This window comes from Pseudoalteromonas ulvae UL12, assembly GCF_014925405.1.
Lineage (GTDB): Bacteria > Pseudomonadota > Gammaproteobacteria > Enterobacterales > Alteromonadaceae > Pseudoalteromonas > Pseudoalteromonas ulvae.
This window is the reverse complement of record NZ_AQHJ01000023.1, coordinates 696173-719908: the sequence shown is the minus strand read 5'-3', so window position 1 is coordinate 719908 and position 23736 is coordinate 696173. Positions and strand designations below refer to the sequence as shown.

Here is a 23736-nt window from a genome sequence, read left to right as displayed (position 1 = left end):
TAGCAGTTGTATATTGTGTATCATCAGATAACAATTCCACCACTAAGCATACAAACAAAGGTAACATTATGTTGAAAAGCCGACGTTTTCTCTTTATTACGCTGAGTCTGTTATTGAGTATTGTAACTCAAGCGCACGCTTCACTTAAGTCAATTGATGAATTTACTCGCGATATGAATCAATATCCGGGCTTTTTTTCATTTTATGTCGATGACAACAGTGGAAAACTGTACCTCGAAGTCGAAAAACTGGATCAGGCTTTTTTATTACAACACAGTTTACCTATGGGGTTAGGCTCCAATGATATTGGCCTCGATCGGGGGCAGCTTGGCGAGACTCGTCTGGTTAAGTTCGAAAAAATGGGCCATAAATTGATGTTGCGTCAATTAAATACTTACTACCGGGCCAATACAGATAACAAAGCTGAATTACAAAGTGTGAAAGAAGCGTTTGCTTCGAGTATTTTATTTGGTTTTGATATCGCAGCAAAAACCAATAAGCGCTTTTTGGTGGATTATACCCCTTATCTTTTATCTGATGTTCATGGTGTATCACGCACCCTTGCGGCACGAAATCAAGGCAACTTTTCGTTAGATACTGCGCGAAGTGCTGTGTATATGCCACGCTCTAAGTCATTTGCAAAAAATACAGAATTAGAAGCGGTGTTAACCTTTAAAGGGAGTCAACCTGGAGAGTTTGTCCGTCAAGTAAGTGCTGACCCATACAGTATCTCATTAAATATGCACCATTCATTGATTGAGTTACCCGATGACAATTACACGCCACGAGCTTTTCACCCTCAATCGGGTTATTGGAGCGTTGAGCATAAAGACTATGCAGCTCCTTTAAGTGAGTCTATGTATGTTCGCTACATTCCTCGTCATCGATTGGCAAAAAAAGATCCCAATGCAGCACTGAGTGAACCAGTAAAACCGATTATTTATTATTTAGATCCGGGTGTGCCCGATCCGGTTAAAACTGCTTTGATAGAAGGGGCGCTATGGTGGGATCACGCCTTTGCGCAAGCGGGTTATAAAAATGCTTTTCAAGTTAAAGTGTTGCCAGAGCATGCTGATCCTATGGATATTCGCTACAACGTTATTCAGTGGGTGCATCGTGCCACACGAGGATGGTCTTATGGCTCGTCGGTGATAGATCCTCGCACCGGTGAAATCATTAAAGGGCATGTCACATTGGGGTCACTACGTGTCCGCCAAGATATTTTAATTGCTGAGGCGCTTGCAGCCCCATTTGTAAAGGGTGATGAAGTTAATCTCACTTTGCAAAACATGGCTTTAGATCGTATTCGTCAGCTCAGTGCCCATGAAGTGGGTCACACTTTAGGTATTGCGCACAACTTTTCTGCATCGATTAAAGATCGTGCTTCAGTGATGGATTATCCACATCCATTGGTGAGTTTTAATGATGATGGCAGTTTTAATACTGAGCAAGCGTATGCAAAAGGCATGGGGCAGTGGGATAACCAAGTGATCAAGTATGGTTATGCAGATGTCCCTGCGGCGCAAGAAGCTGAGTTTTTAGCGCAAGTGTTAGGTGAAAATAAACAGCTTGGCTTAGAGTTTATTTCTGACAGCGATGCCCGTGCCAAAGGCGGCGCGCATCCAACTGCGCATTTGTGGGATAACGGCGCAGAGCCGGATTTAGAACTCAAGCGTATATTAACGATACGCCAACAAGCGCTGGCTCAGTTTGGGATTAAAAATATTAAAAACGGCACAGCGCTCTCTCAACTAGAGGAAGTACTGGTTCCACTGTATTTATTACATCGTTATCAAGTTGAAGCGGCAGTTAAATTAATCGCAGGGGTTGATTATCATTATGAAGTCCGTGGTCAGCATGAAGTTGCCGGCAATCAAATCGTCACGGCAGAAAAACAAAAAGCCGCATTTAATGCACTCTTAATGACATTAGAGAGCAATCATTTGGTGATCCCTGAATCTGTATTAGCTTTAATCACCCCAAAAGCTTACGGAGAAAGTAAAACTCGCGAAAGTATTCAAGGTCGTACGGGTCTAACACTCGATGCGATGGCGTTACCAGAGGTCGCAGCGCAGCACAGTTTGGCTTTATTACTTCATAGCGATCGTTTAAACCGTTTGCAGCAACAAAAAATGCGTGATGCCCAGCAATTAGGTGTACGTGATGTGATATTTTCACTGGCTGAGCAGATCTTTTTTGCCGATAACCAGCAAGGGATGGCGGGCAAAGTACAGCAACGAGTGCAAATGCTTACCGCGGTATTGATGGCTAAGCAAAGTGTCAATTCATCGGTCGCCCCTGAAGTACAAGCTGAATTGTTATCACAACTCAAATTTATAGCGAAAAAATACCACCGTAGTCACGATGTGTTTTCGCAATACTTGGCGGATGAGATCCATCAGTTTTTAGCAACAGGTGAATGGTCTAAGCGTTTTGCTCCTTTAGCTATGCCTCCGGGCTCACCAATTTAACCGTGCTAAGTTAGGCTAATTTTGGCATCATAGAATACCTGACTTTTGTCAGGTATTTTTTTGACCTTTTTAAAGAGACATTCATGCATATTCATATTCTAGGGATTTGTGGCACCTTTATGGGTGGCATCGCTGCATTAGCTAAATCATTAGGCCACACAGTCACTGGCTCCGATTTAAATGTGTACCCACCAATGAGTACCCAATTGCAAGAGTTAGGGATCAGCTTAACTCAAGGGTATGATCCGAGCCAGCTAGAGCCTCGCCCTGATATGGTCGTGATCGGAAACGCGATGAGTCGTGGTAATCCGTGCGTTGAATATGTGTTAGAAAAAGGCTTACCGTACACCTCTGGCCCAGAATGGTTAAAACAGCATTTATTACAAGATAGCTGGGTGTTAGCCGTGGCCGGCACCCACGGTAAAACAACGACTGCGAGTATGTTGGCGTGGATTTTAGAATATGCAGGATTAAAACCGGGGTTTTTGATTGGTGGCATAGTGCAAAATTTTGGTGTGTCGGCCCGTTTGGGTGAGACACCATTTTTTGTGATTGAAGCCGATGAATACGACACTGCGTTTTTTGATAAGCGCAGTAAGTTCGTCCATTACTTACCGCGAACGGTGATCCTCAATAATTTAGAATTTGATCATGCTGATATTTTTGCTGACTTAGCAGCAATTGAGCGTCAATTTCATCACTTAATGCGCATTGTGCCGCAAAATGGCAAGGTTGTTTATCCCTCAGATGATGAGGCGTTAAATCGTGTAATGGCACAAGGGTGTTGGAGTGAGACTGAGCAGTTAGGTCATGATTGGAGCTACGAGCTTCTTCAAGCTGATAGCAGTGTGTTTAAGGTGAAACTTGCAGGCAAAACGCTTGGCGAAGTTCACTGGCAAGCCATGGGTGAGCATAATGTCAAAAATGCAGTTATGGCGATTGCTGCCGCTCGTCACGTTGGGATCCCGGTTGAGTCTTCCATTGATGCGTTAGCTGAGTTTATTTCGCCAAAGCGACGGATGGAACTCAAAGCTACAGTGGCAGACATTAATGTCTATGACGACTTTGCTCATCATCCAACGGCCATCAAAACCACTTTAGCTGGGCTGCGTGCGAAAGTAGGATCACAAAAAATCCACGCTATTTTAGAGCCTCGTTCTAACACCATGAAAATGGGCGTACACAAAGATACCTTATTGAACTCTTTAGCTGCTGCGGACGTAACGTATCTATTTGAACCAAAACAACTAGACTGGTCTTTGCATCAGGCGGCCGATAAGGCTGATGCACTTTGTTTTGATACGGTCGATGACATTGTGAGTGCGTTGCTTGAACGAGTCTCGCCAGGCGATCAGGTCTTAATCATGAGTAATGGCGGCTTTGACGGTATTCACCAGAAAATAATTACCGCGTTAACGGATCAATATAGCCAGTCTTAAATCAATTTGAATAAGTGACACCATGAATGAATTTAAATCATCAGTAACTTTAGCTTTTAGTGGCGCATCCGGTGCTCCGTATGGGTTGAAACTGCTCAAAGTATTGATAAATCAAGGACATCAGGTTTTTGTGCTTATCAGTAGTGCAGCCCGGGTGGTGTTAGATGTAGAGTCAAACATTAAACTTTCAGGCAATGAAGAAAAAGCCACAGCACAACTGAGTGAGCGCTTTAACGCCCAAGAGGGGCAGCTGAAAGTGTTTGGAAAAGATAACTGGTTTTCGCCCGTTGCCTCTGGTTCTGCAGCGCCGAAAAAGATGGTGGTTTGCCCATGTAGTGCTGGTACGGTTTCTGCGATTGCGACGGGGGCTTCTGATAATTTATTAGAGCGTGCTGCAGATGTGGTGATTAAAGAAAGAGGGCAACTTATTTTAGTGCCAAGAGAAACACCTTTTAGCGAAATTCATTTAGAAAATATGCTCAAGCTTGCGAAAATGGGCGTCACGATTATGCCCGCCGCACCGGGGTTTTATCATAAACCACAGACCATAGAAGACTTAGTGGACTTTATGGTGGCACGTATTTTAGATCACCTTGGCATTGAGCATCAATTAATGCAACGCTGGGGATATGGGGAAAAAGAATGACACATGCATTAGCAATCAGCGGCCTTCAAAAAACCTATAAAAATGGGGTAGTCGCTGTTAAAGGAATTGATTTAACAGTCGAACAAGGAGATTTCTTTGCTTTGCTCGGACCAAATGGAGCGGGGAAATCAACCACCATAGGTGTGATTTCATCCTTAGTTAATAAAACGGCCGGTGAAGTCTCGGTGTTTGGCCACAGTATCGATAGTGAGCTTGAAAAAGCAAAATCCTGTTTAGGGCTGGTACCGCAAGAATTTAATTTTGGTCAATTTGAAACTCTCAATCAAATACTCGTTAACCAAGCGGGCTACTACGGCGTACCTCGTAAAGAAGCCTTTATTCGTGCCGAAAAATATTTAGGCAAACTGGGGCTTTTAGACAAAAAAGATTTACAAGCTCGCTCATTATCAGGCGGGATGAAGCGCCGTTTAATGATTGCTCGAGCGTTAATGCATGAGCCAAAATTATTGATTTTAGATGAACCAACGGCAGGGGTCGATATTGAGCTACGCCGTTCGATGTGGGAGTTCCTAAAAGAGATCAATCAACAAGGTGTGACGATTATTTTAACTACTCATTACCTTGAAGAAGCTGAAATGTTGTGTAAAAACATCGCGATTATTGATCAAGGAACAATTGTTGAAAACACCACCATGAAGCATTTGCTGAGCAAACTTGACAAAGAAACCTTTGTGTTTGATTTAGCCAATAGCACCGATGGTGTTTCCTTAGCTAATTATGTGGTTAAGCAGCTTGATGAGCACAGCATTGAAGTAGAAGTGGCCAAATCTCAAGGCTTAAATGATGTATTTACTCAACTCAGTGCACAAGGTCATCAAGTGCTAAGCATGCGTAATAAAGCGAATCGTTTAGAAGAGTTGTTTGTTGGATTACTGGCGCAAACAGCAGGAGAAAAAAATCATGCCTAATTATTTTGTCGCCCTAAAAGCCATTTGGATAAAAGAGTGCATTCGTTTTTTACGGATTTGGGTGCAAACTCTCGTCCCGCCAGCGATTACTATGACTCTTTACTTCGTTATTTTCGGTAACTTAATTGGCTCGCGAATTGGCGAAATGGGCGGCTTTAGTTATATGGAGTTTATTGTTCCTGGTTTAATTATGATGTCGGTGATCACTAATTCTTATTCGAATGTCGCCTCAAGTTTTTATTCGACAAAGTTTCAAAAAAGCATTGAAGAACTGCTGGTTGCACCGGTACCAAATTACATCATAGTGCTAGGTTACATTGGCGGTGGGATGGCCCGAGGCATGCTGGTGGGTTTGATTGTCACTGTGGTTTCTTTATTTTTTGTTGATATTCAAATCCATAATCTGTTGGTGATTATTCTAACCGTGCTACTGACTTCGGCGGTGTTCTCATTGGGCGGCTTAATCAATGCGGTTTATGCCAATAGTTTTGATGATATCAGTATTATTCCAACCTTTATTTTAACGCCATTAACGTATCTAGGTGGGGTCTTTTATTCTATTACCTTATTGCCAGATTTTTGGCAGGGAGTGTCGCAGGTTAACCCGATTATTTACATGGTTAATGCTTTTCGCTATGGCTTTTTAGGTGTCAGTGATGTCAATTTAACGGTGGCATTTAGTGTATTGATAGGGTTTATCGTGGTGTTATTTTTTACGGCGTTAACATTGATTAAAAAAGGTGTGGGGTTAAGACATTGACAGATAAGGCAAACTCTCGAAGCATTACCACCAATCAACAAGGGGTGCATGAGAAGCTTGAGGAAGTGGTGGTTCGGCATTTGCGCGCAGAGTTTAAAAAACCAATCGCAGCACATACTCAAGCAGCGTTTGATGAAGTAAATGCAAAGGTGCAAGAGTTTTCTGGACCTATTATTTTAGATTCTTGCTGTGGTGTCGGTGAAAGCACTGCTAATTTAGCTAAGTTACATCCTGATGCATTAGTGATAGGTATTGATAAGTCAGCCCATCGTTTAGATAAACACGATGTAGAATATAAGCAAACAGAGTCTGGGCAATATATATTAGTTCAAGCTGATTTGAATGATTTTTGGCGTTTAGTGCATAGAGCAAACTGGCAACCGACCCATCATTACTTACTGTACCCCAATCCTTGGCCTAAGAGTAAGCATCTTCAGCGGCGCTGGCATGGTGGGGCGATTTTTCCAACGATTGTTGCTATTGGTGGGCAGCTCGAATTACGCAGTAACTGGAAAATTTATGTTGAAGAGTTTGCTGCAGCATTAGCGTTAACGGGTCATGCTGCAGATGTAGAGTTATATCAAGCTGAGCAGTCAATCACCCCCTTTGAACGAAAATATTGGGCCAGCGGCCAGCAGAGCCATCGTTTAGTGATTAATTTGCCCCATCTTTAATTGTTGATAACAAAGCCAGTGTGTCACTGGCTTTTTGCTGGTTAGTTGAGGTGTTCAGCGGGCCATTTTTTAAATTCAGATGTGCTCTCTATGTTTGCTTGCGGCTCTGCAAAATAGAAACCCTGCATCAAGGTCACACCAGCCTTTAAAAGCGTATCCAAAACCAGCTTATTTTCGACCGATTCTGCAATAAGTTGTAGGTTGACCTGCTCGGCAAAGCTGGCAATGTGCTCAATAAATAAAAATACATCAGCATCGTTTGCGATCTGTTTGACTAAGGAGCCATCGAGCTTAATACCATCGACATTGAGTTTTAAGATATTGGAAATATTTGAGTAACCGGTGCCAAAGTCGTCGATCATCACCCTGACACCTTTTGCTCTTATTTGGTCAATAAAGGCTTTCACTTCTGCAAAATTAGCGATGGCTTCTGTTTCGAGTAACTCGATGGTGATATGACTCGGGTTAGGATAGCGTTTGAGTTCATCTTCTAAAAAGAGTGCCAAACTTGGGTCGAGCATATCTTGAGCTGTAAGGTTGATACTCCAATGTATTGACGTTCGGCGAAATTTCTCTGTGCATTGGCTAAACATAGTGCGGGTTAATTGGCCATCCATGCGACTACGGTTGATAACCGTCAAAAACTCTTCAGGTTTGAGGTAAGTGTTCTCGGCGGTTTTAATCCGTGCTAGGCATTCATACTGAACTATTTCATTGTTTGTTAAACACACTACGGGTTGAAAAAAGGGAACTAATAGCTGTTCATTAAATGCTTCACGGACATTTTTAGCCATTTTGACATTATACAGATATTGGCTTTTTACTTTATGCAGTGAGTCAGAGTAGCGCACTAAACTGTGCCTGCTTTGTTTTGCTTGAGCTGCTGCAATATGGGCATTCTCTAAGAGTAAGTCTTTATTTCCTTGTGCGATCCCGGTGCATAATGTCACATAAATAAACGGTTCTTTGATGATAGGTGTGTTGAGGTTGAACTGATTGATCATGTGCTCAAGTGAATCTGTTTTGGTGAGATCTTGGGTCAGTACGACAATTTTGTTTGTTGATAGACGGTAAAGGGTATAGCTGTCACCGGAGAGCTCTTTAAGCCTCATCATTAAGCGTTTTATCACCGTATCGCCAATTTTTGTGCCATAAAAACTATTGATATCTTCAAGATCGTTCACCCAAATGACGGCCATTAATAAATGCAATTGCTTACTTTTTCGTAAGGTATTTTGTAAAGCGATATGATTGGCAAAACCTGTTGCGCTGTCGGTTCCATAACTGCGTTTAAGAAGTTGAATGTAAACAACCGCAACGAGTACCGCGATGAAAAAGAAAAAACAGCTGGTGATAATTGCTTGGCTCATACTGGTATTGAGTCGTGCTTGTAAATCTTTAATGGTGATGTCAGCGCCAGTGAGGTAAACACGCCCGTCAGCAGAGGTAAATGGAACAAAAATAGTTTTGAAGTGCCCCCATTGGTCTGATGAATATTCAAAGAGGGGTTCTGTGGAATAAAAAGCAGCTTTATTTAGCTCGGTGGCTTCTGAATAGAGGTCATAAAAATAAGTGATTTTATTGTTTTTAACATCCTCAGCTGTGTAGCTTGATGCGCTAAAGTGGACATTGCCATCAATCATGACCATTGCATAAACATATTCAAGGTCTAGTTTTTTTGTAAAATCAGAAAGTTGTTTACTTTTTTGTAGGTACTCTTCTCGGCTGATGTGGTTTAAATCGTTGATATTATCGTGATAATCAGGCCCTAAAATATGCTGAACACTGAGTGCAGCATCGAGTAATTTGTCATCGACAGAGGCCATAATTTCTTTATAAGTCAATTGGTAACTGTAATAGACGTAACCACTTAGACTTAAAATAAAAGTAAGGAAGCCAGCTGCTAACCAACTTAAATGTGCATGTCGTGATGTCATTGCTTTCCTTGTCGAATTGAATCCAAGCTAATATATAGGGACAAATTTAGAATAACCGCCAAAACAAATAAAGCCAATTGCTTTTTTTGCAACGCTGGTCGACTATGGTTAATCGACTTGATAGATGCTGAAATTTACTGGGTAGCGTAGGAAAAAGAGCCCTGAATAATCAATATTAAACACCTAAACAGGATGTTTGATTACACCATTTTGCTATAAAAGGAGACATTTCGTGTCATATCTATTACAGTTAGCGGCAATTTGTTTAGCTATCCAAATGTTAATAATTTGGAATACTAGGTAGTAAGATGGAAGCAAAGCGTTATGCCGTCGCTTCAGAAGAAAGTTTAATGCGCATTTTTACCGTACCGGAAGCACCAGGTTCTACCTTAGCGAGAATCGAGCAAGAGATTTCGAGTAATTTGGCTGGCTTTCTGAATGAAAATATTGCGGCAATAGAAAAACCATTACATGAAATCGAGAAAGATTTTCAATTAGCGAATATTCCCGAAGAGCCAACATTTGTCTCTGATCATGCTCAGCAGATCATGGATCAATTAGTTGCACATTCGGTACATACGGCTGCCCCAAGCTTTATTGGCCATATGACATCCGCATTACCCCATTTTGTCTTACCGCTTTCAAAGTTGATGGTGGGACTGAACCAAAACTTAGTGAAAATCGAAACATCAAAAGCATTTACGCCGCTTGAGCGTCAAGTGCTAGGAATGATGCACCATTTGGTTTATGGGCAAAATGATGGGTTTTATCAAAAGTGGATGCACAGCGCGAAAAACGCGTTAGGTGCGTTTTGCTCAGGCGGGACGGTAGCGAATATTTCGGCGTTATGGATTGCGCGTAATCGTTTACTTCGTCCTGATGGTGAGTTCAAAGGCATTGCCAGCGATGGTTTAATGGCTGCAATGATGCATTATGGTTATAAAGGCTTAGCTGTTTTAGTGTCAGAGCGTGGGCATTATTCGCTGGGTAAAGCGGCGGATGTGTTAGGGATTGGCCGTAAGAACTTTATTGGTATTGCGACCGACAGTAACAATAAAGTAGATGTCGCCGCGATGCGTGAAAAAGCCCATGAGCTTGAGGCTCAAGGCATTAAAGTCATGGCTATTGTGGGAGTTGCAGGGACCACCGAAACAGGCAATATTGATCCACTTCATGAAATGGCGGATTTAAGTGAGCAACTAGGTTGTCATTTTCATGTTGATGCTGCATGGGGCGGGGCGACATTATTGTCTAATAATTATCGTCACCTGTTAGCTGGTGTCGAACGTGCCGATTCAATCACCATCGATGCTCATAAGCAAATGTACGTGCCGATGGGCGCTGGAATCGTGTTGTTTAAAGACCCTGAAGCCTCGAATGTTATTGAGCATCATGCAGAATATATTTTACGTAAAGGTTCAAAAGATTTAGGCAGTCACACTCTTGAGGGGAGTCGCCCTGGAATGGCGATGCTGGTTCATGCTTGTTTGAGCGTGATTGGCCGTAAAGGTTATGAAATGCTGATCGACAAAGGCATTAAAAAAGCGCAATACTTTGCAGAGCTTATTAATCAAGATCCTGATTTTGAGCTGATTTCAGAGCCTGAACTGTGTTTGCTTACTTATCGTTATGTGCCAGCTAAAATCCAGCAAATCTTGCGTTCTGCAGATGAAGAAACACGGATGGATATATACATAGCGTTAAATCGCTTTACGGCCAGTATGCAAAAGCGTCAGCGCGAGGCTGGGCGCTCTTTTGTGTCACGCACACGTTTAACGCCTATGCAATATCAGCAATTACCGACCGTAGTATTTAGAGTGGTGTTGGCTAATCCGCTAACGTCAGAAACTATTTTGAAAAATATTTTATCAGAACAAAAAGAACTCGCACAAAGCGATCCTATCTTTAAGAAGTATCTCCAGAAATATTTAGCTTAATCGTAAAACAAAAAAAAGAGCCGCGGCTCTTTTTTTTACGATTTATTTGTTAAATTAAACTTCAGTTTCGACGTCAACCATCACATCAGAAGTGAGTGACTCAAGCGCTAAAATGACTTCATTTTTATCTAAGCCCTTAGGCAATTCAACGGTGGCAACAGCATTGAATAATGGCACTCCCCAGTTCGGGGCACTTTGCTGTTTAGACGTAAAGTGGACGATGCTTGCTCCTTTGTGACGAATTATACTTGATAATTCTTGGACAATGCCGGGGCGATCGTTGGCTGTAATCACAAAGTTAAGGTGATGCGGCACGTTTAGTTCAGTGTGCTCACCTACTTCAATTTGGATATCAAGGCAGGCAAACGAGTCAAGCGCATTTTGCAATGCTTCGAGGTGAGTTTCAGGGACTTCTACTTGTAAAATACCTGCAAAGTGACCGCATAAATGGCTTAAATTACTGGCTAGCCAATTACCGTTGTGCTGTAAAACAATGGCTGAGAGTTGTTCGACTAAGCCTGGTTTATCCTCGCCAATCAAGGTTAATACTAACTGCTTCATAAAATATACTCTGTAAGAAAGTTGGAAAGATTGTTGTTATTTATCCAATACAGTATTAACACGAACCTATATTTTGTCCAACCCTTAGGGACTTTAATTGGGGAATTTGTTGTCACATAAATGTCATTAAATCGCAATATTTTATATTCGGTGTAACATTACTGTCATCTTGACGAAATATAATGCACAGCAATTTTAATGCTGAAGGATATTTTGATGACTTCAAATCCGACAAAATCCAGCTTTCATACGGATCGAAGCCGTCTGATAAAGGACAAGCTCGCACAACTGAGTATTTCGGCCGGTGGTGTGATGGTGCTGGTTGCTTTATTGATGATCTTTTTTTACCTCCTGTATGTCGTACAACCTATTTTTGAATCGGCTGAAGTACACAAACGTGGTGAGTTTACCTTAGAAGAACAAGGTAAAGTGGCGGCGCTTGGTATGGAAGAGCAAACTGAAATCGCTTATGTACTGATGAATTCCGGCGAAGTGTCGTTTTATCAGGCCAAAGGTGAGGCGTTAGGCAAAAAGTTGAGTAGCCTACCTGTCGATACAAGTAAGACTCCAATCAGTTTTGCAAAATCGGCTCCACATTTAGGGTTGTATGCGTATGGTTATGCCGATGGCCATATTGCCATCTTGAAACCAGCATTTAATGTGACGTTCCCTGGTAATAAACGAGTGATCACACCAGAGATTCGTTACCCATTAGGCAACACCCAATTTTTGGTTGATGAGCAATCTCAAGGCATTAAATTGTTTGCGTTTAGTCGCGCAGAAGAAAGTGTAGCGGCATTAGCATTGACCGATGATCGCCGTGTTGTTTTCGCAAGCTTTGTTGCTGAAGAAAACTTCATGACCGATGAAATTGAGTGGGTACCTAGCTACAGCGAGTTAGATATTGAAGGGCGTGTGGACGAGCTATTGTTATCACCTGATAACACGCGTGCGTTTGTACGTTCAGCGAATCAAATGTATATTTTTAATACCCGAGATCCTGAAGAGGTTGAATTAATTCAGGTCCTTGCTGCAAATGCTGAAAACGCAAATTTAGTGACATCATCTCTATTAGCGGGTGCAAATTCATTGATGTTGGCCAATGATAACGGTGAAGTGTCACAGTGGTTTGAAGTTAATTCAGATCAAGGTCGCGAATTTAAAAAAATCCGCACGTTTTATACGCAAGATAAGCAGATTGTGGGTGTGTATCCTGAATACTTCCGTCGCAGCTTTTTTACCGTAAATAAAAGCGGTGATTTAGGTGTGTACTACACCACAAGCCAAGCCACTTTATGGCAAGGCAATGTTGCATCAGGCAAGATTAATCAGTACTCGATGGCTCCTCGTTCTAATGCAGCTATTTTAGTATCAGATAAAACGGTAAGTGTGATTGAAATCACCAATGAGCATCCGGAAGTGACTTGGTCATCGTTATGGCAAGAAGTCTGGTATGAAGGGTATCCTGAACCTGCTTATATTTGGCAATCAACATCAGCCAGTGATGACTTTGAATCTAAGTTTTCTTTAGTGCCAATTTCATTTGGTACCTTAAAAGCGGCTTTGTATGCCATGTTATTTGCGGTGCCAATTGCACTGTCTGCAGCCATTTATACAGCTTACTTTATGTCGCCAGAGCTGCGAAAAGTGGTCAAGCCTACAGTTGAAATTATGGAGGCGCTGCCAACGGTTATCCTCGGATTCTTGGCTGGATTATGGCTGGCACCTATTTTTGAAGAGCATTTACCCGCCATTATTGTGCTGTTGATTGGATTACCTCTGAGTATGTTGTTAACCGCATTTTTATGGACAAAACTCCCTGAGAAGATTCGTCACTTTGTGCCGGAAGGCTCACATGCTGTGTTATTGATCCCTATCGTACTCTTGGTTGGATTTTTGTCATTTGCGGTCAGTCCTACGATTGAATTATGGTTCTTTGGTGGTAATGTTCGTAAATTCTTAACAAATGAATTAGGTCTTACGTTCGATCAACGAAATGCGCTAGTAGTCGGGATTGCAATGGGATTTGCGGTTATTCCAACTATTTTCTCAATAGCAGAAGATGCGGTTTTCAGTGTACCAAAGCATTTATCAAATGGTTCTTTGGCATTAGGTGCGACGCAGTGGCAAACATTGGTTCGTGTTGTGTTGCTAACAGCAAGCCCAGGCATCTTTTCGGCCGTCATGATGGGACTTGGCCGTGCAGTTGGCGAGACCATGATTGTATTGATGGCAACTGGTAATACACCGATTATGGATTGGAGTATTTTCCAAGGAATGCGAACGCTTGCAGCGAATATCGCGGTAGAAATGCCTGAGTCAGAAGTGGGAAGTACGCACTATCGTATCTTGTTCTTGGCTGCATTTGTTTTGTTTATTTTTACTTTTGTCTTTAACACGATTGCTGAGTTTGTTCGTCAGCAGTTGCGTGAAAAATATAGTTCACTTTAATTGGAGGCATGACAGATGAAGTTATGGTTTAAGTCAGGTTCTCCATGGATCTGGATGACAGGTGGTGCAGTTAGTATTAGTTTGATTTCTGTACTGGGCCTATTAGCGCTAATTGCGTGGCGTGGATTAAGTTTCTTTTGGCCTTCAGCTATTTATCAGTTTGATCTGGAAGCTGCGACGGGCAATGTACGTGTGATTGGTGAGATTTATGACCGCGAGCAAGTGCCGACGTCTCGGTTGCTTGAGGCGGGAATTGACCTCAAAGGTCATCAAGAAGAAACCATTGAGCGCGTGTTGATTAAAACAGGTAACCGTGAACATGTTGATTTAGATTTTCGTTGGTTATTATCGACAGATATCGTCAAACAAAGTACTCCGAAAGGATTGGCGATGTTTGAACGAAGTAAAAATGGTAATTTTTATGGTTACGTTGAATCCGTTGTTGAAAATGGCCAGTCAGTCACTGAGGATAAACTTGCTAAGCTTGATGAATTAGTTGAGCGTGCAGTTGATTTAAATGATGAAGCCCTTGATTTACAAAATGGGCCCATTGGTCATATAAACTATGAGCTTGAACGTATTCGTCTTAAAGAACGAGCGTTAGAGCTTAAAGATGAGTTAACTGCTGAACGTAAAGCCGAATTCAAGCAACAGCGTGAAACGTTGAAGCAAGAATATGCGGTGCTTGAAAAAGAGTTGTTTGCGCTTCGAGATCAAGCCAAGCGTGATCAGGTGATTGTACGTGACATGCGTGATGAGCTTGTAACATTACCGCTGTATCAAGTACTTGATGTTACGTTTGCAAACGATATGAGCTTTATTGCAAAACTGGGTCATTACTTTGTCCAGTTAGGCAAGTTTGTTGCTGACGATCCTCGTGAAGCCAACACCGAAGGTGGGGTATTCCCGGCAATCTTTGGTACCGTGTTTATGGTCATGCTGATGGCTGTTATTGTGACGCCATTTGGTGTGGTAGCAGCTATTTATCTTCATGAATATGCAGCTAAAAATGCGGTTACAAAAATGATTCGAATCGCAGTTATCAATCTTGCTGGTGTACCTTCTATTGTTTACGGTGTATTTGGTCTAGGTTTCTTTGTATATATGCTTGGTGGCAGCATTGATCAATTATTTTATCCTGAAGCATTACCGGGTCCAACCTTTGGTACGCCAGGTGTTATTTGGTCAGCACTGACGCTCGCAATTTTAACCTTACCTGTGGTTATCGTATCTACAGAAGAAGGGTTATCGCGTATTCCTAGTTCAGTCCGTCATGGTTCGTTAGCACTCGGTGCTACTCAAGCTGAAACGTTATGGCGTATTATTGTTCCTATGGCAAGCCCTGCAATTATGACGGGTTTGATATTGGCGGTTGCGCGAGCTGCGGGTGAAGTTGCACCGTTAATGTTAGTTGGGGTAGTGAAAATGGCTCCGACTCTGCCAGTTGATATGAATTTCCCATTTATTCATGTTGACCGTAAATTTATGCACTTGGGGTTCCATATCTATGATGTTGGTTTCCAAAGTCCAAACGTGGAAGCGGCGCGTCCACTTGTTTATGCGACTGCGTTTTTATTGGTGTCAGTGATCATTGCATTGAATATCACGGCTATCGGCATTCGTAACCACTTACGTGAAAAGTTTAGAGCTTTAGAGCACTAATCCAGTATCAAATTTTAAATAGGTAACTTTTAATGATTACAGTAGCACCACAAGTCAGTCAATCTGCAACCAACTTGAAATTAGATCTGGAAAACCTATCTCCAGAGCAGACGGCTTTAGAAATTAAAAATTTAGATTTGTTTTATGCAGAAAAACAAGCGCTTAGTAATGTTTCAATGAAAATACCAAAAGGGCAAGTCACTGCGTTTATCGGGCCTTCTGGTTGTGGTAAATCAACGCTGCTGCGTTGTATCAATCGCATGAATGATTTAGTTGATTCATGTCGTATTGAAGGTGAGATTTTGCTGCATAATGAAAATATCTATGACAAGCGAGTTGATGTCGCAGCACTTCGTCGTAATGTAGGTATGGTGTTTCAGCGTCCTAATCCATTTCCAAAATCAATTTATGAAAATGTGGTTTATGGGTTACGCTTACAAGGTATCAAAGATAAACGTCAATTAGATGAAGTGGTTGAACGTTCTTTACGTGGCGCAGCAATTTGGGATGAAGTTAAAGATCGTTTGCATGATAGTGCTTTTGGTCTGTCTGGTGGTCAGCAGCAACGTTTGGTGATCGCGCGTTCGATAGCGATTGAACCAGAAGTATTGTTACTGGATGAGCCTACATCGGCACTTGATCCAATTTCAACATTAGTTATTGAAGAATTAATTAATGATTTGAAAGATAAATATACTGTCGTAATTGTTACTCATAACATGCAACAGGCGGCACGTGTATCTGATCAAACTGCATTTATGTATATGGGCGAACTCATTGAGTACGCGGACACGAATACGTTATTTACCACGCCATCAAAGAAAAAGACTGAAGATTACATAACAGGTCGCTACGGTTAGTGTGCCGCTTGCAAGGTCGGCAGTGTTGGTAAAACAGAATTAAGTGAGAAATTTTAATGGAACATAATATTCATAAACACATTTCGGGGAACTTTAACCAAGAACTCGAAAATGTCCGTAATCATGTATTAAGCATGGGTGGCCTTGTTGAGCAGCAATTGAATTCAGCACTGGATGCTGTGCTCAATAATGACGCTGATTTAGCGCGAAAAGTGCAAGAAGGGGATTTTAAAGTCAATGCCATGGAAGTGAGTATTGATGAAGAATGTACCCGCATCATTGCTAAGCGTCAGCCGGCGGCGAGCGATTTGCGACTTGTTGTCGCTATTGCCAAAACAATTGCAGATTTGGAACGTATTGGCGATGAAGCGCGTCGTATTGCAAAAGTGGCACTCGATTCATTTAATAATGAGCAGCAAGATTTGCTGGTTAATATTGATAACATGGGTCGTCAAGTATCTAAAATGCTACACGATGTGCTTGATGCGTTTGCACGTATGGATGTCAATGCTGCCTTTGCAGTGCATAAAGAAGATGCCAAGGTTGATCGTGAGTATGAAGCTCTGACTCGTCAAATTATGACCTATATGATGGAAGATCCTCGTTCGATTCCTAAGGTTATGAACCTTGTTTGGTCTGTGCGTTCATTGGAAAGAATAGGAGATCGCTGCCAGAATATAGCGGAATACGTTATATATTTCGTAAAAGGCAAAGATATTCGTCATGTATCTCAAGATGATATTGAACGAGACTTAATGAGCTAAGTCTTTAATAAATATAATTTAAAAATACGATTGTTTATATTTCGCAGCGTTTTTGAATTTTACAATACTGAGTTTGGTTTTAAACGATAAGAAAAGTCGTTCACAATCAGCAGTAATACTGTAAAATTCAGCGCTGCGAAACTACTAGTTACTTAAGGGTAAGTTATGTCTGGTAATGCTTTTTTAGGTGTATTTGCAAAATCACCTATACAACCAATGGAAGAGCATATCAAAAAAGTTCATCAAGCAAGTGCGATTTTGGTTGATTTTTTTGAGCATGTTTTTAACAAAGAGTGGACTCAAGCAGAAGAAATCCGCCTTCAAATTAGAACACTTGAACGTGAAGCTGATGCGATGAAGCGCGATATTCGTTTGCAACTCCCACATGGTTTATTTTTACCTGTTGCGCGTACTGATTTATTAGAATTAGTGACTCAACAAGATAAAATAGCAAATAAAGCAAAAGATATCGCAGGCCGAGTTGTTGGCCGTGAAATGGATATCCCTAAAGAAATTCAAACGGATTTTATTGCATATCTTAAGCGTTGTGTCGATGCAACCAAGCAAGCTTCTAATGCGATCAACGAATTAGACGAGTTATTGGAAACGGGCTTCCGTGGCCGTGAAGTGAAACTGGTTGAAAAAATGTTGGTTGAGTTAGATGCGATTGAACAAGATACGGATGATATGCAAATTAATTTGCGCCGTAAACTTCGTCAAATTGAAGCTGAACTTAATCCAATCGATGTGATGTTTTTATACAAAATCATCGAATGGGTCGGTGAGTTAGCTGATATTGCAGAACGTGTGGGTTCTCGTTTAGAACTTATGTTAGCGCGTTAATCCAATTCGTTTAAATTAAAGCAAAAAAAGGTTTTCCAATGGATATCATTGCATCCTACGGCACTACATTAGTCATTATCGCCGCAATTGTTGGCTTTATCATGGCTTATGGTATTGGCGCGAATGATGTTGCAAATGCGATGGGCACGTCAGTCGGCTCAAAAGCACTTACGATTAAACAAGCAATCTTAATTGCTATGGTCTTTGAATTTGCGGGTGCTTATCTCGCCGGTGGTGAAGTTACATCAACGATCCGTAAAGGTATCATTGACTCTGGAATGTTTGTCGAAATTCCTGAGCTACTCGTACTCGGTATGATTTCAGCGCTGCTAGCGGCTGGGACATGGTTATTAGTGGCTTCAGTGCTGGGCTGGCCAGTTTCTACTACACACTCTATTATCGGTGCCATTATTGGTTTTGCCGTTGTAGCTGTTGGCTCAGAAGCAGTTCAATGGGGTAAAGTGTTAGGAATTGTGGGCAGTTGGGTTGTGACGCCTGCTATTTCTGGTTTTATTGCTTATTTGATTTTCATGAGTGCTCAAAAGCTTATCTTTGATACTGAATCTCCGCTGAAAAATGCCAAACGTTATGTACCCATCTATATGGGCTTAGCTGGTTTTGTGATGTCACTAGTGACAATCAAAAAAGGCTTAAAGCACATTGGTATTAATTTAGGTGCAACTGAAGGGTATTTACTGTCAATTGCGATTGCTGTGATTGTCGGTATTATCGGTGCAGTTGTGATAAAACGTTTAAAAATGGACCCAGAAGCCGATCGCGAAATGCAGTTTACAAATGTTGAGCGTGTATTTGCGGTTCTAATGGTGTTGACAGCTTGTTGTATGGCATTTGCTCATGGCTCGAATGATGTGGCCAATGCAATCGGTCCATTAGCTGCAGTTGTAAGCATAGTGCAGCATGATGGTGAAATTGTTAAAAAATCTGAATTAGTTTGGTGGATTTTACCACTGGGTGGATTTGGTATTGTCGCTGGTTTGGCGATTTTGGGCAAAAAAGTAATTAAAACCATTGGTGAAGGAATCACTCACCTAACCCCAAGCCGTGGTTTCGCTGCTGAATTAGCCGCTGCATCAACGGTAGTAATTGCATCAGGAACGGGCTTACCTATTTCAACGACCCAAACCTTAGTAGGGGCGGTTTTAGGTGTAGGTATGGCACGAGGTATCGCAGCGCTTAATATGGGTGTTGTTCGTAATATTGTAATCTCTTGGGTTGTAACCTTGCCTATCGGTGCGGTATTAGCTATTGTTATATACTACGTATTAGTAGCGTTGTTTGGCTTATAGACACAAAAACTAATACTACAGACTTTTAGCTTGAAAAGGCCTCAATACCATTTTGTATTGAGGCCTTTTTTTATGTTTACTTAAAGACAGTTAGCCGAAATAAAAGCTGCAAGCGATGCCTGTTAATTGCATATTTTGCAGTAAATTAATAGCTTGCAATTTGGTTTTTAATTTGTTTTTATGTATGAAATTTATTAAGTAATCCATTTTAACGATGAATCATCTTCCTAGTATCAAACAGCTGCAGTACCTGTTGGCTGTACATCAGCATCAGCACTTTGGCCGAGCAGCCTCTGCGTGTTTTATCGGGCAATCGACTTTAAGTAGTGCGATACAAACATTAGAAGAAAATTTAGGCTGCCAACTTATTGAGCGTGAAAATAGAAGTTTTATGTTTACGGCAATTGGTGAGGAAGTGGTCGAAAAGGCACGTAAAATTATTGACGATACGATGAGTTTAAAAGAGCTCACTCAGAGCTTTTTGTCACCTCTTTCTGGCACGTTAACATTAGGGATGATTCCTACAATCGCGAGTTTTATCGCAGCCGATTTATATTGTTTCTGCCAACAAGAGTTTCCCCAGCTTGAGTTAGTTTTAATCGAAGATACCAGTGAGCGCTTACTCGATAAACTTGAAAAAGGGCAGGTGGATTTAGCTATTTTGGCATTACCGTTTAATACAGATAAATATCATACTCAAGTATTGTCACATGATAGATTCAGTTTGGTGATGCATGAAAAGTACGATGCGGGTCAGGATATCCATGATTTTAATCTGTTGCCAAAATCAAGTGTCTTTTTATTAGAGCGTGAGCATTGTCTGTCTGATCACGCGATCAGTGCGTGTAACCTCACTCAAGACCAATGTATTAACCCATTTGAAGCCGCAAGCTTACATACATTGTTGACTATGGTTGAGAACCAATTAGGGGTTACCTTTTTGCCACAGCTTGCAATTAATGCGGGGATCTTAAACCATAAACCTATGCGTGTAGTCCCTGCGAAAGATGATGCCTACCGAGACATTGGGTTATTGTGGCGTAAAACCACAGGTAGGATAAGGGATTTTCGTTTATTCAGTGAGAAAATCGGACCTTTCTTTCAGAAAAAATGTACTCTTGAGCCTAAGTAAGCTCTTAAACATGGTACACATTATCAATGCCTGCATTGTTTAATACTTCGCCTAGATCCAGTAACTGAAAATCTTCTAAATGCAGTACATCGAGAATTTGTACTGCATTTTTTTCCCACTCAGGATCAGGGTTAATTCCAAACAGTAGCTCTGTGCTGCCGGTCATGTGCTCGGCCAATTTTAAAATAGCGAACATCTTTTTTTCTGACTCCTCTCCAGTCGCCAGCATAATGTTTGGACTATGATGATAAGCGATCACATTACACATGTGGTATTCGAGACCCCAAGACTGAGCAATTAAAAAACCAAGTAACTCATGAGAAGTATCAAAATACTGTTCTTCATATTCACCAATTATGGCGCCAGTTTGATAGCCTTCTCGCATGATTTCTGGGTATTTAGGTGACTGGGATAGCATGAGTGCCATCCCTGCATTATGGAATAAGCCTACAGTATAACAATCATCAGCAAAATCATTATCCATCTCTAAGTGTTGGGCTAAGACTATGGATGCATTACCAATTTTGGTCGCGCTATTCCAGAGTTTCTGAGTAAAAATATCTTCGTTTCCATCACTGAGTGTAAAACGTAATACAATACTGTTAACTAACTTGATTAAACGTTGGAGTCCTAAAAACATGCAGGCATGCTCAATGGTCGAAATCTTGCGAGGAAGGCTAAATAAAGGTGAGTTAACCACTTTTAAGGTAAAGCCCGCTATTCCGACATCTTGGTTTATACAAGCCGCAATATTTTTAATATTTGGTGTTTCTTCTGCGATTTCAGCTTGTATTTGCTTAAGCATTTCCGGACGCGGAGGGATTGTAAAGCCTTCAAGGGCTGCTTCGACTTTAGCCATATCCAGTGTAGTTGGCATAAACAAAGATCCTGATAAGTTATTAACTTGTTGGTTGTATTAAGTCTAGTTTAAAAATAAATATTTCAACAAAATAAACTTTTTAAAAAGTTCTTTCGACTAAATATAAAAAACAAATGGAAATACAGTGTTTTTTCAATCAGAACAACGGCTAATTAATAAAGCAAAAGCAGGCAATAAATCAGCATGGTTCAAGCTTGTGGCTATGCATGAGCAGACGGTTTATCACTATTGCTTGAGAATGCTCGGTAATCCAGATGATGCCGTTGATTTGTTGCAAGAAGTCTTCATTAGTGTGTATCGCAGTTTAGAAGGCTTTCGTTTTGATAGTAGCTTTAAAACGTGGTTGATTAGGATTGCACATCGACGTTGTGTGGAATTTTATCGAAAACGTAAGGTGTTTGATCAAAGTAATGAAAGTGAATTGCAGCTTGAAACATGCACCAATTCGTGCCCTGAATTGAGTTTACAAAATAAGCAGCATAATCAGATTGTTATTTCTGCTTTGCAGACGCTGTCGAATGATCAGCGTTTAGTGATCGAACTTAAATTTTTTCAGTATTACACCTTTGAACAAATAGCCGAGCAGCTATTGGTGTCAACGAACACGATAAAGTCAAGATTTTACGCAGGGTTATCAAATCTAAAGCCTGTTTTGGAGAAGTATAATGACGAATGAACAACTTGAATCAATCTTTGAAGCTTGGCTAATCACTGGAGAATTAAGCGAGCAGGAGAGTAAAGCGTTACAAGCCGATCCTGTGTTTGCTGAGCGGTTTAAAGTCGCCCAAAGCATGCAATCTTTAAGTTCACGCTATCAAAATGACCCCGTACCGAGATGGGATAAACAAGCGACTTGGTTTGATAAAAACAACAAAGAAAGCGTGAATTGGTTTAACCGAGGAGTGGTTGTATGTTCAATGATATTGGTCACGTTTGTGGTTTTAAATACGCAGATTTATAGCTCATCTCAGGGAATTGAGGTGAGCTTTAACCCTATAAACACAGCAGAACGAGATCAATCACAATCAGAACAAATAGCCTTACTGAAAGAGATGTTATTAGAAGCACAAAAATCGAATCAGCAGCAAAGTTGGCAACTGGCGCAACAAGCTATCGATACGACTAGAAAAGAGCGTAGAGAAGACCTCAGTGCCTTAGTCGAGTATTTGAATGAGCAGCGAGTGCAAGATCAACAATTAATCAAACTCCAGCTCAATGATGTAGCAGAGCAAGTTGAGTTTCAAGAAAGCCATAAAATGGCTAATTTATTAACCGGAGAACAACAATGAAATTAATCATCAGTTTATTAAGTCTTAGCTTATTTAGCGCATCAGGTTTGGCCAGCGATACTTTGGATTTCTCGCCATTGAAACGTGAGATTCATATTATGGAAAATATCTTGAAGGCATCGGTAGCAACAGATAGAGAGCTAACTATCAGAGAGTTAAAAAGCAGCTATTTACTTGGACAAGGTATTCATTTTTCTATTCATGCGCGGGCATTCAATCAACGAGCGTTTTCTTTTGCGGGTTCGGATACAAATATGGCGCAATGGTTCGATTTTGATGCGAGTGATTTTGATCATCATGCATTTGCAGAGCAAGCTGAAGCGATTTCTAAACAATCTTTAGAAATCGCGATGGAATCAATTCACCAAGTGAGTGAGCAGATAAGAGATCTGGCTGAAAATGAACGAGAAATCGAGCATGATATTCGCTCCTTAGAGCGAGAAAAGAGAGATGTTGAGTTTGAGCGTCGTTTATCAGAAAAAGCCGATATTAAGCAACTGGAAAAACGCAAAGCAGACTTAGCACAACAAGTCGCACAGTTAGAAAAACAAAAAGCAGCTCTGAAAGAAGAAAAGCAAACGCTAAAGGCAAAAGCAACGAAAAATAAGCAGCAAAAGCAACAGGAGCAAGCACAAAAGAAACAAGCATCCATTAAGCAGCTAGAGCACACACTTTCTACTATGTTGTGTGACTATGGCGCAGGACTAAAGCACTTGCCAGAAAATGAATTTGTTAACTTTACATTAGTAAATGCAGGTCAGGACAATGAAGATTTAATTTATGTGTTTAATAAGCAAGATATTCAAAAATGTGTCATGACAAAAATTGATAAAAATAAATTATTAGCCGAAGCAAAGAAGTATGCATTTTAAGAAAAGCTGAAGGGAAGATATATTTAAAGCCGGTTCAGGCGGCTTTAAATATTGAGACTCGATTCTAGGGGCTGCTGATCTTTCGTGATGATTTTTGCAGCGAATTGTTGGGTATTTATACAATGCAGCGCTTTTGTGGTGTAGCGAGCTACACGAAAAAGCGATAACGCAGTAGAAATACCCTACAAACGCTGCCCGAAGGGTTCGGCTAAAAGCGTATTTCTCTTTGTTGAGCAGTATTTGCTTAGAATGACTAGGCTACACACTGCTCGTCGCGATAAAAACGCTTTTATCTCGAACAAAATTTGACCACGAAAGATCA

20 protein-coding genes are annotated in these 23736 nt (G+C 41.1%); 17 read left to right on the top strand and 3 right to left on the bottom strand.

Annotated features, from left to right (window positions below):
• Positions 1–68 precede the first annotated feature (68 nt).
• From PULV_RS06780 to trmB, 6 genes are all read left to right on the top strand, one after another.
• Positions 69–2471 (top strand): zinc-dependent metalloprotease, encoded by a 2403-nt coding sequence (locus tag PULV_RS06780; protein ID WP_193331234.1) that lies wholly within the window; start codon positions 69–71, stop codon positions 2469–2471.
• 83 nt (positions 2472–2554) lie between these two features.
• The gene (gene mpl / locus PULV_RS06775) at positions 2555–3910 is read left to right on the top strand and encodes a UDP-N-acetylmuramate:L-alanyl-gamma-D-glutamyl-meso-diaminopimelate ligase (protein WP_193331233.1); all 1356 of its coding nucleotides are present in this window, start codon (positions 2555–2557) and stop codon (positions 3908–3910) included.
• Positions 3911–3932: 22 nt separating this feature from the next.
• Complete coding sequence (locus tag PULV_RS06770; protein ID WP_193331232.1) at positions 3933–4556, top strand: flavin prenyltransferase UbiX; 624 nt, start codon at positions 3933–3935, stop codon at positions 4554–4556.
• Complete coding sequence (locus PULV_RS06765) at positions 4553–5485, top strand: ABC transporter ATP-binding protein (RefSeq protein ID WP_193331231.1); 933 nt, start codon at positions 4553–4555, stop codon at positions 5483–5485. The genes PULV_RS06770 and PULV_RS06765 overlap by 4 nt, the downstream gene beginning before the upstream one ends.
• Entirely contained in the window at positions 5478–6245 is a 768-nt protein-coding gene (locus PULV_RS06760) for an ABC transporter permease (RefSeq protein ID WP_193331230.1), read from the top strand. Before PULV_RS06765 ends, PULV_RS06760 begins: the two co-directional genes overlap by 8 nt.
• Complete coding sequence (trmB, locus tag PULV_RS06755) at positions 6242–6919, top strand: tRNA (guanine(46)-N(7))-methyltransferase TrmB (RefSeq protein ID WP_193331229.1); 678 nt, start codon at positions 6242–6244, stop codon at positions 6917–6919. The genes PULV_RS06760 and trmB overlap by 4 nt, the downstream gene beginning before the upstream one ends.
• A 41-nt stretch (positions 6920–6960) precedes the next feature.
• Here trmB and PULV_RS06750 read toward each other — a convergent pair whose 3' ends face one another.
• Positions 6961–8856 (bottom strand): EAL domain-containing protein, encoded by a 1896-nt coding sequence (locus PULV_RS06750; protein WP_193331228.1) that lies wholly within the window; start codon positions 8854–8856, stop codon positions 6961–6963.
• A 308-nt stretch (positions 8857–9164) separates the two neighbouring features.
• On the opposite strand from PULV_RS06750, the gene panP reads away from it, so the two are divergent.
• Positions 9165–10793 (top strand): pyridoxal-dependent aspartate 1-decarboxylase PanP, encoded by a 1629-nt coding sequence (panP, locus tag PULV_RS06745; RefSeq protein ID WP_193331227.1) that lies wholly within the window; start codon positions 9165–9167, stop codon positions 10791–10793.
• Positions 10794–10847: 54 nt separating this feature from the next.
• Here the strand turns inward: panP and PULV_RS06740 are convergent, their stop codons facing one another.
• Positions 10848–11354, bottom strand: a complete 507-nt coding sequence (locus tag PULV_RS06740) for a glycine cleavage system protein R (protein ID WP_086744630.1) — start codon at positions 11352–11354, stop codon at positions 10848–10850.
• Positions 11355–11570: 216 nt separating this feature from the next.
• Here PULV_RS06740 and PULV_RS06735 point away from each other — a divergent pair, with 216 nt between their 5' ends.
• The 7 genes from PULV_RS06735 (at position 11571) to PULV_RS06705 (ending at position 20373) form a co-directional block, all read left to right on the top strand.
• The gene (locus PULV_RS06735; protein WP_086744629.1) at positions 11571–13805 is read left to right on the top strand and encodes an ABC transporter permease subunit; all 2235 of its coding nucleotides are present in this window, start codon (positions 11571–11573) and stop codon (positions 13803–13805) included.
• 15 nt (positions 13806–13820) lie between these two features.
• Positions 13821–15467, top strand: a complete 1647-nt coding sequence (gene pstA, locus PULV_RS06730; protein WP_086744628.1) for a phosphate ABC transporter permease PstA — start codon at positions 13821–13823, stop codon at positions 15465–15467.
• Positions 15468–15499: 32 nt separating this feature from the next.
• Entirely contained in the window at positions 15500–16327 is an 828-nt protein-coding gene (gene pstB, locus PULV_RS06725; protein ID WP_086744627.1) for a phosphate ABC transporter ATP-binding protein PstB, read from the top strand.
• Positions 16328–16383: 56 nt separating this feature from the next.
• The gene (gene phoU / locus PULV_RS06720) at positions 16384–17091 is read left to right on the top strand and encodes a phosphate signaling complex protein PhoU (protein ID WP_086744626.1); all 708 of its coding nucleotides are present in this window, start codon (positions 16384–16386) and stop codon (positions 17089–17091) included.
• Positions 17092–17256: 165 nt separating this feature from the next.
• Positions 17257–17934: a TIGR00153 family protein gene (locus PULV_RS06715; RefSeq protein WP_086744625.1), complete on the top strand. Its 678-nt coding sequence runs from the start codon at positions 17257–17259 to the stop codon at positions 17932–17934.
• A gap of 38 nt (positions 17935–17972) precedes the next feature.
• Entirely contained in the window at positions 17973–19241 is a 1269-nt protein-coding gene (locus tag PULV_RS06710; RefSeq protein ID WP_086744624.1) for an inorganic phosphate transporter, read from the top strand.
• Positions 19242–19455: 214 nt separating this feature from the next.
• Positions 19456–20373 (top strand): hydrogen peroxide-inducible genes activator, encoded by a 918-nt coding sequence (locus PULV_RS06705; RefSeq protein WP_086744623.1) that lies wholly within the window; start codon positions 19456–19458, stop codon positions 20371–20373.
• Positions 20374–20377: 4 nt separating this feature from the next.
• Here PULV_RS06705 and PULV_RS06700 read toward each other — a convergent pair whose 3' ends face one another.
• Positions 20378–21250 carry an HDOD domain-containing protein gene (locus PULV_RS06700; protein WP_086744622.1) on the bottom strand — a complete coding sequence of 291 codons (873 nt, stop codon included), beginning with the start codon at positions 21248–21250 and terminating at the stop codon, positions 20378–20380.
• 127 nt (positions 21251–21377) lie between these two features.
• Between PULV_RS06700 and PULV_RS06695 the strand changes: the two genes are divergently transcribed.
• Genes PULV_RS06695 through PULV_RS06685 form a run of 3 tightly spaced genes read left to right on the top strand, consistent with a single transcriptional unit; the run spans position 21378 to position 23414 of the window.
• Positions 21378–21929, top strand: a complete 552-nt coding sequence (locus PULV_RS06695) for an RNA polymerase sigma factor (protein WP_193331226.1) — start codon at positions 21378–21380, stop codon at positions 21927–21929.
• On the top strand, positions 21919–22542 hold the full coding sequence (locus PULV_RS06690) for a hypothetical protein (RefSeq protein WP_193331225.1): 624 nt from the start codon (positions 21919–21921) through the stop codon (positions 22540–22542). Before PULV_RS06695 ends, PULV_RS06690 begins: the two co-directional genes overlap by 11 nt.
• A complete protein-coding gene (locus tag PULV_RS06685; RefSeq protein WP_193331224.1) occupies positions 22539–23414 on the top strand; it encodes a hypothetical protein in 876 nt (291 codons plus the stop codon). Before PULV_RS06690 ends, PULV_RS06685 begins: the two co-directional genes overlap by 4 nt.
• Positions 23415–23736 lie beyond the last annotated feature (322 nt).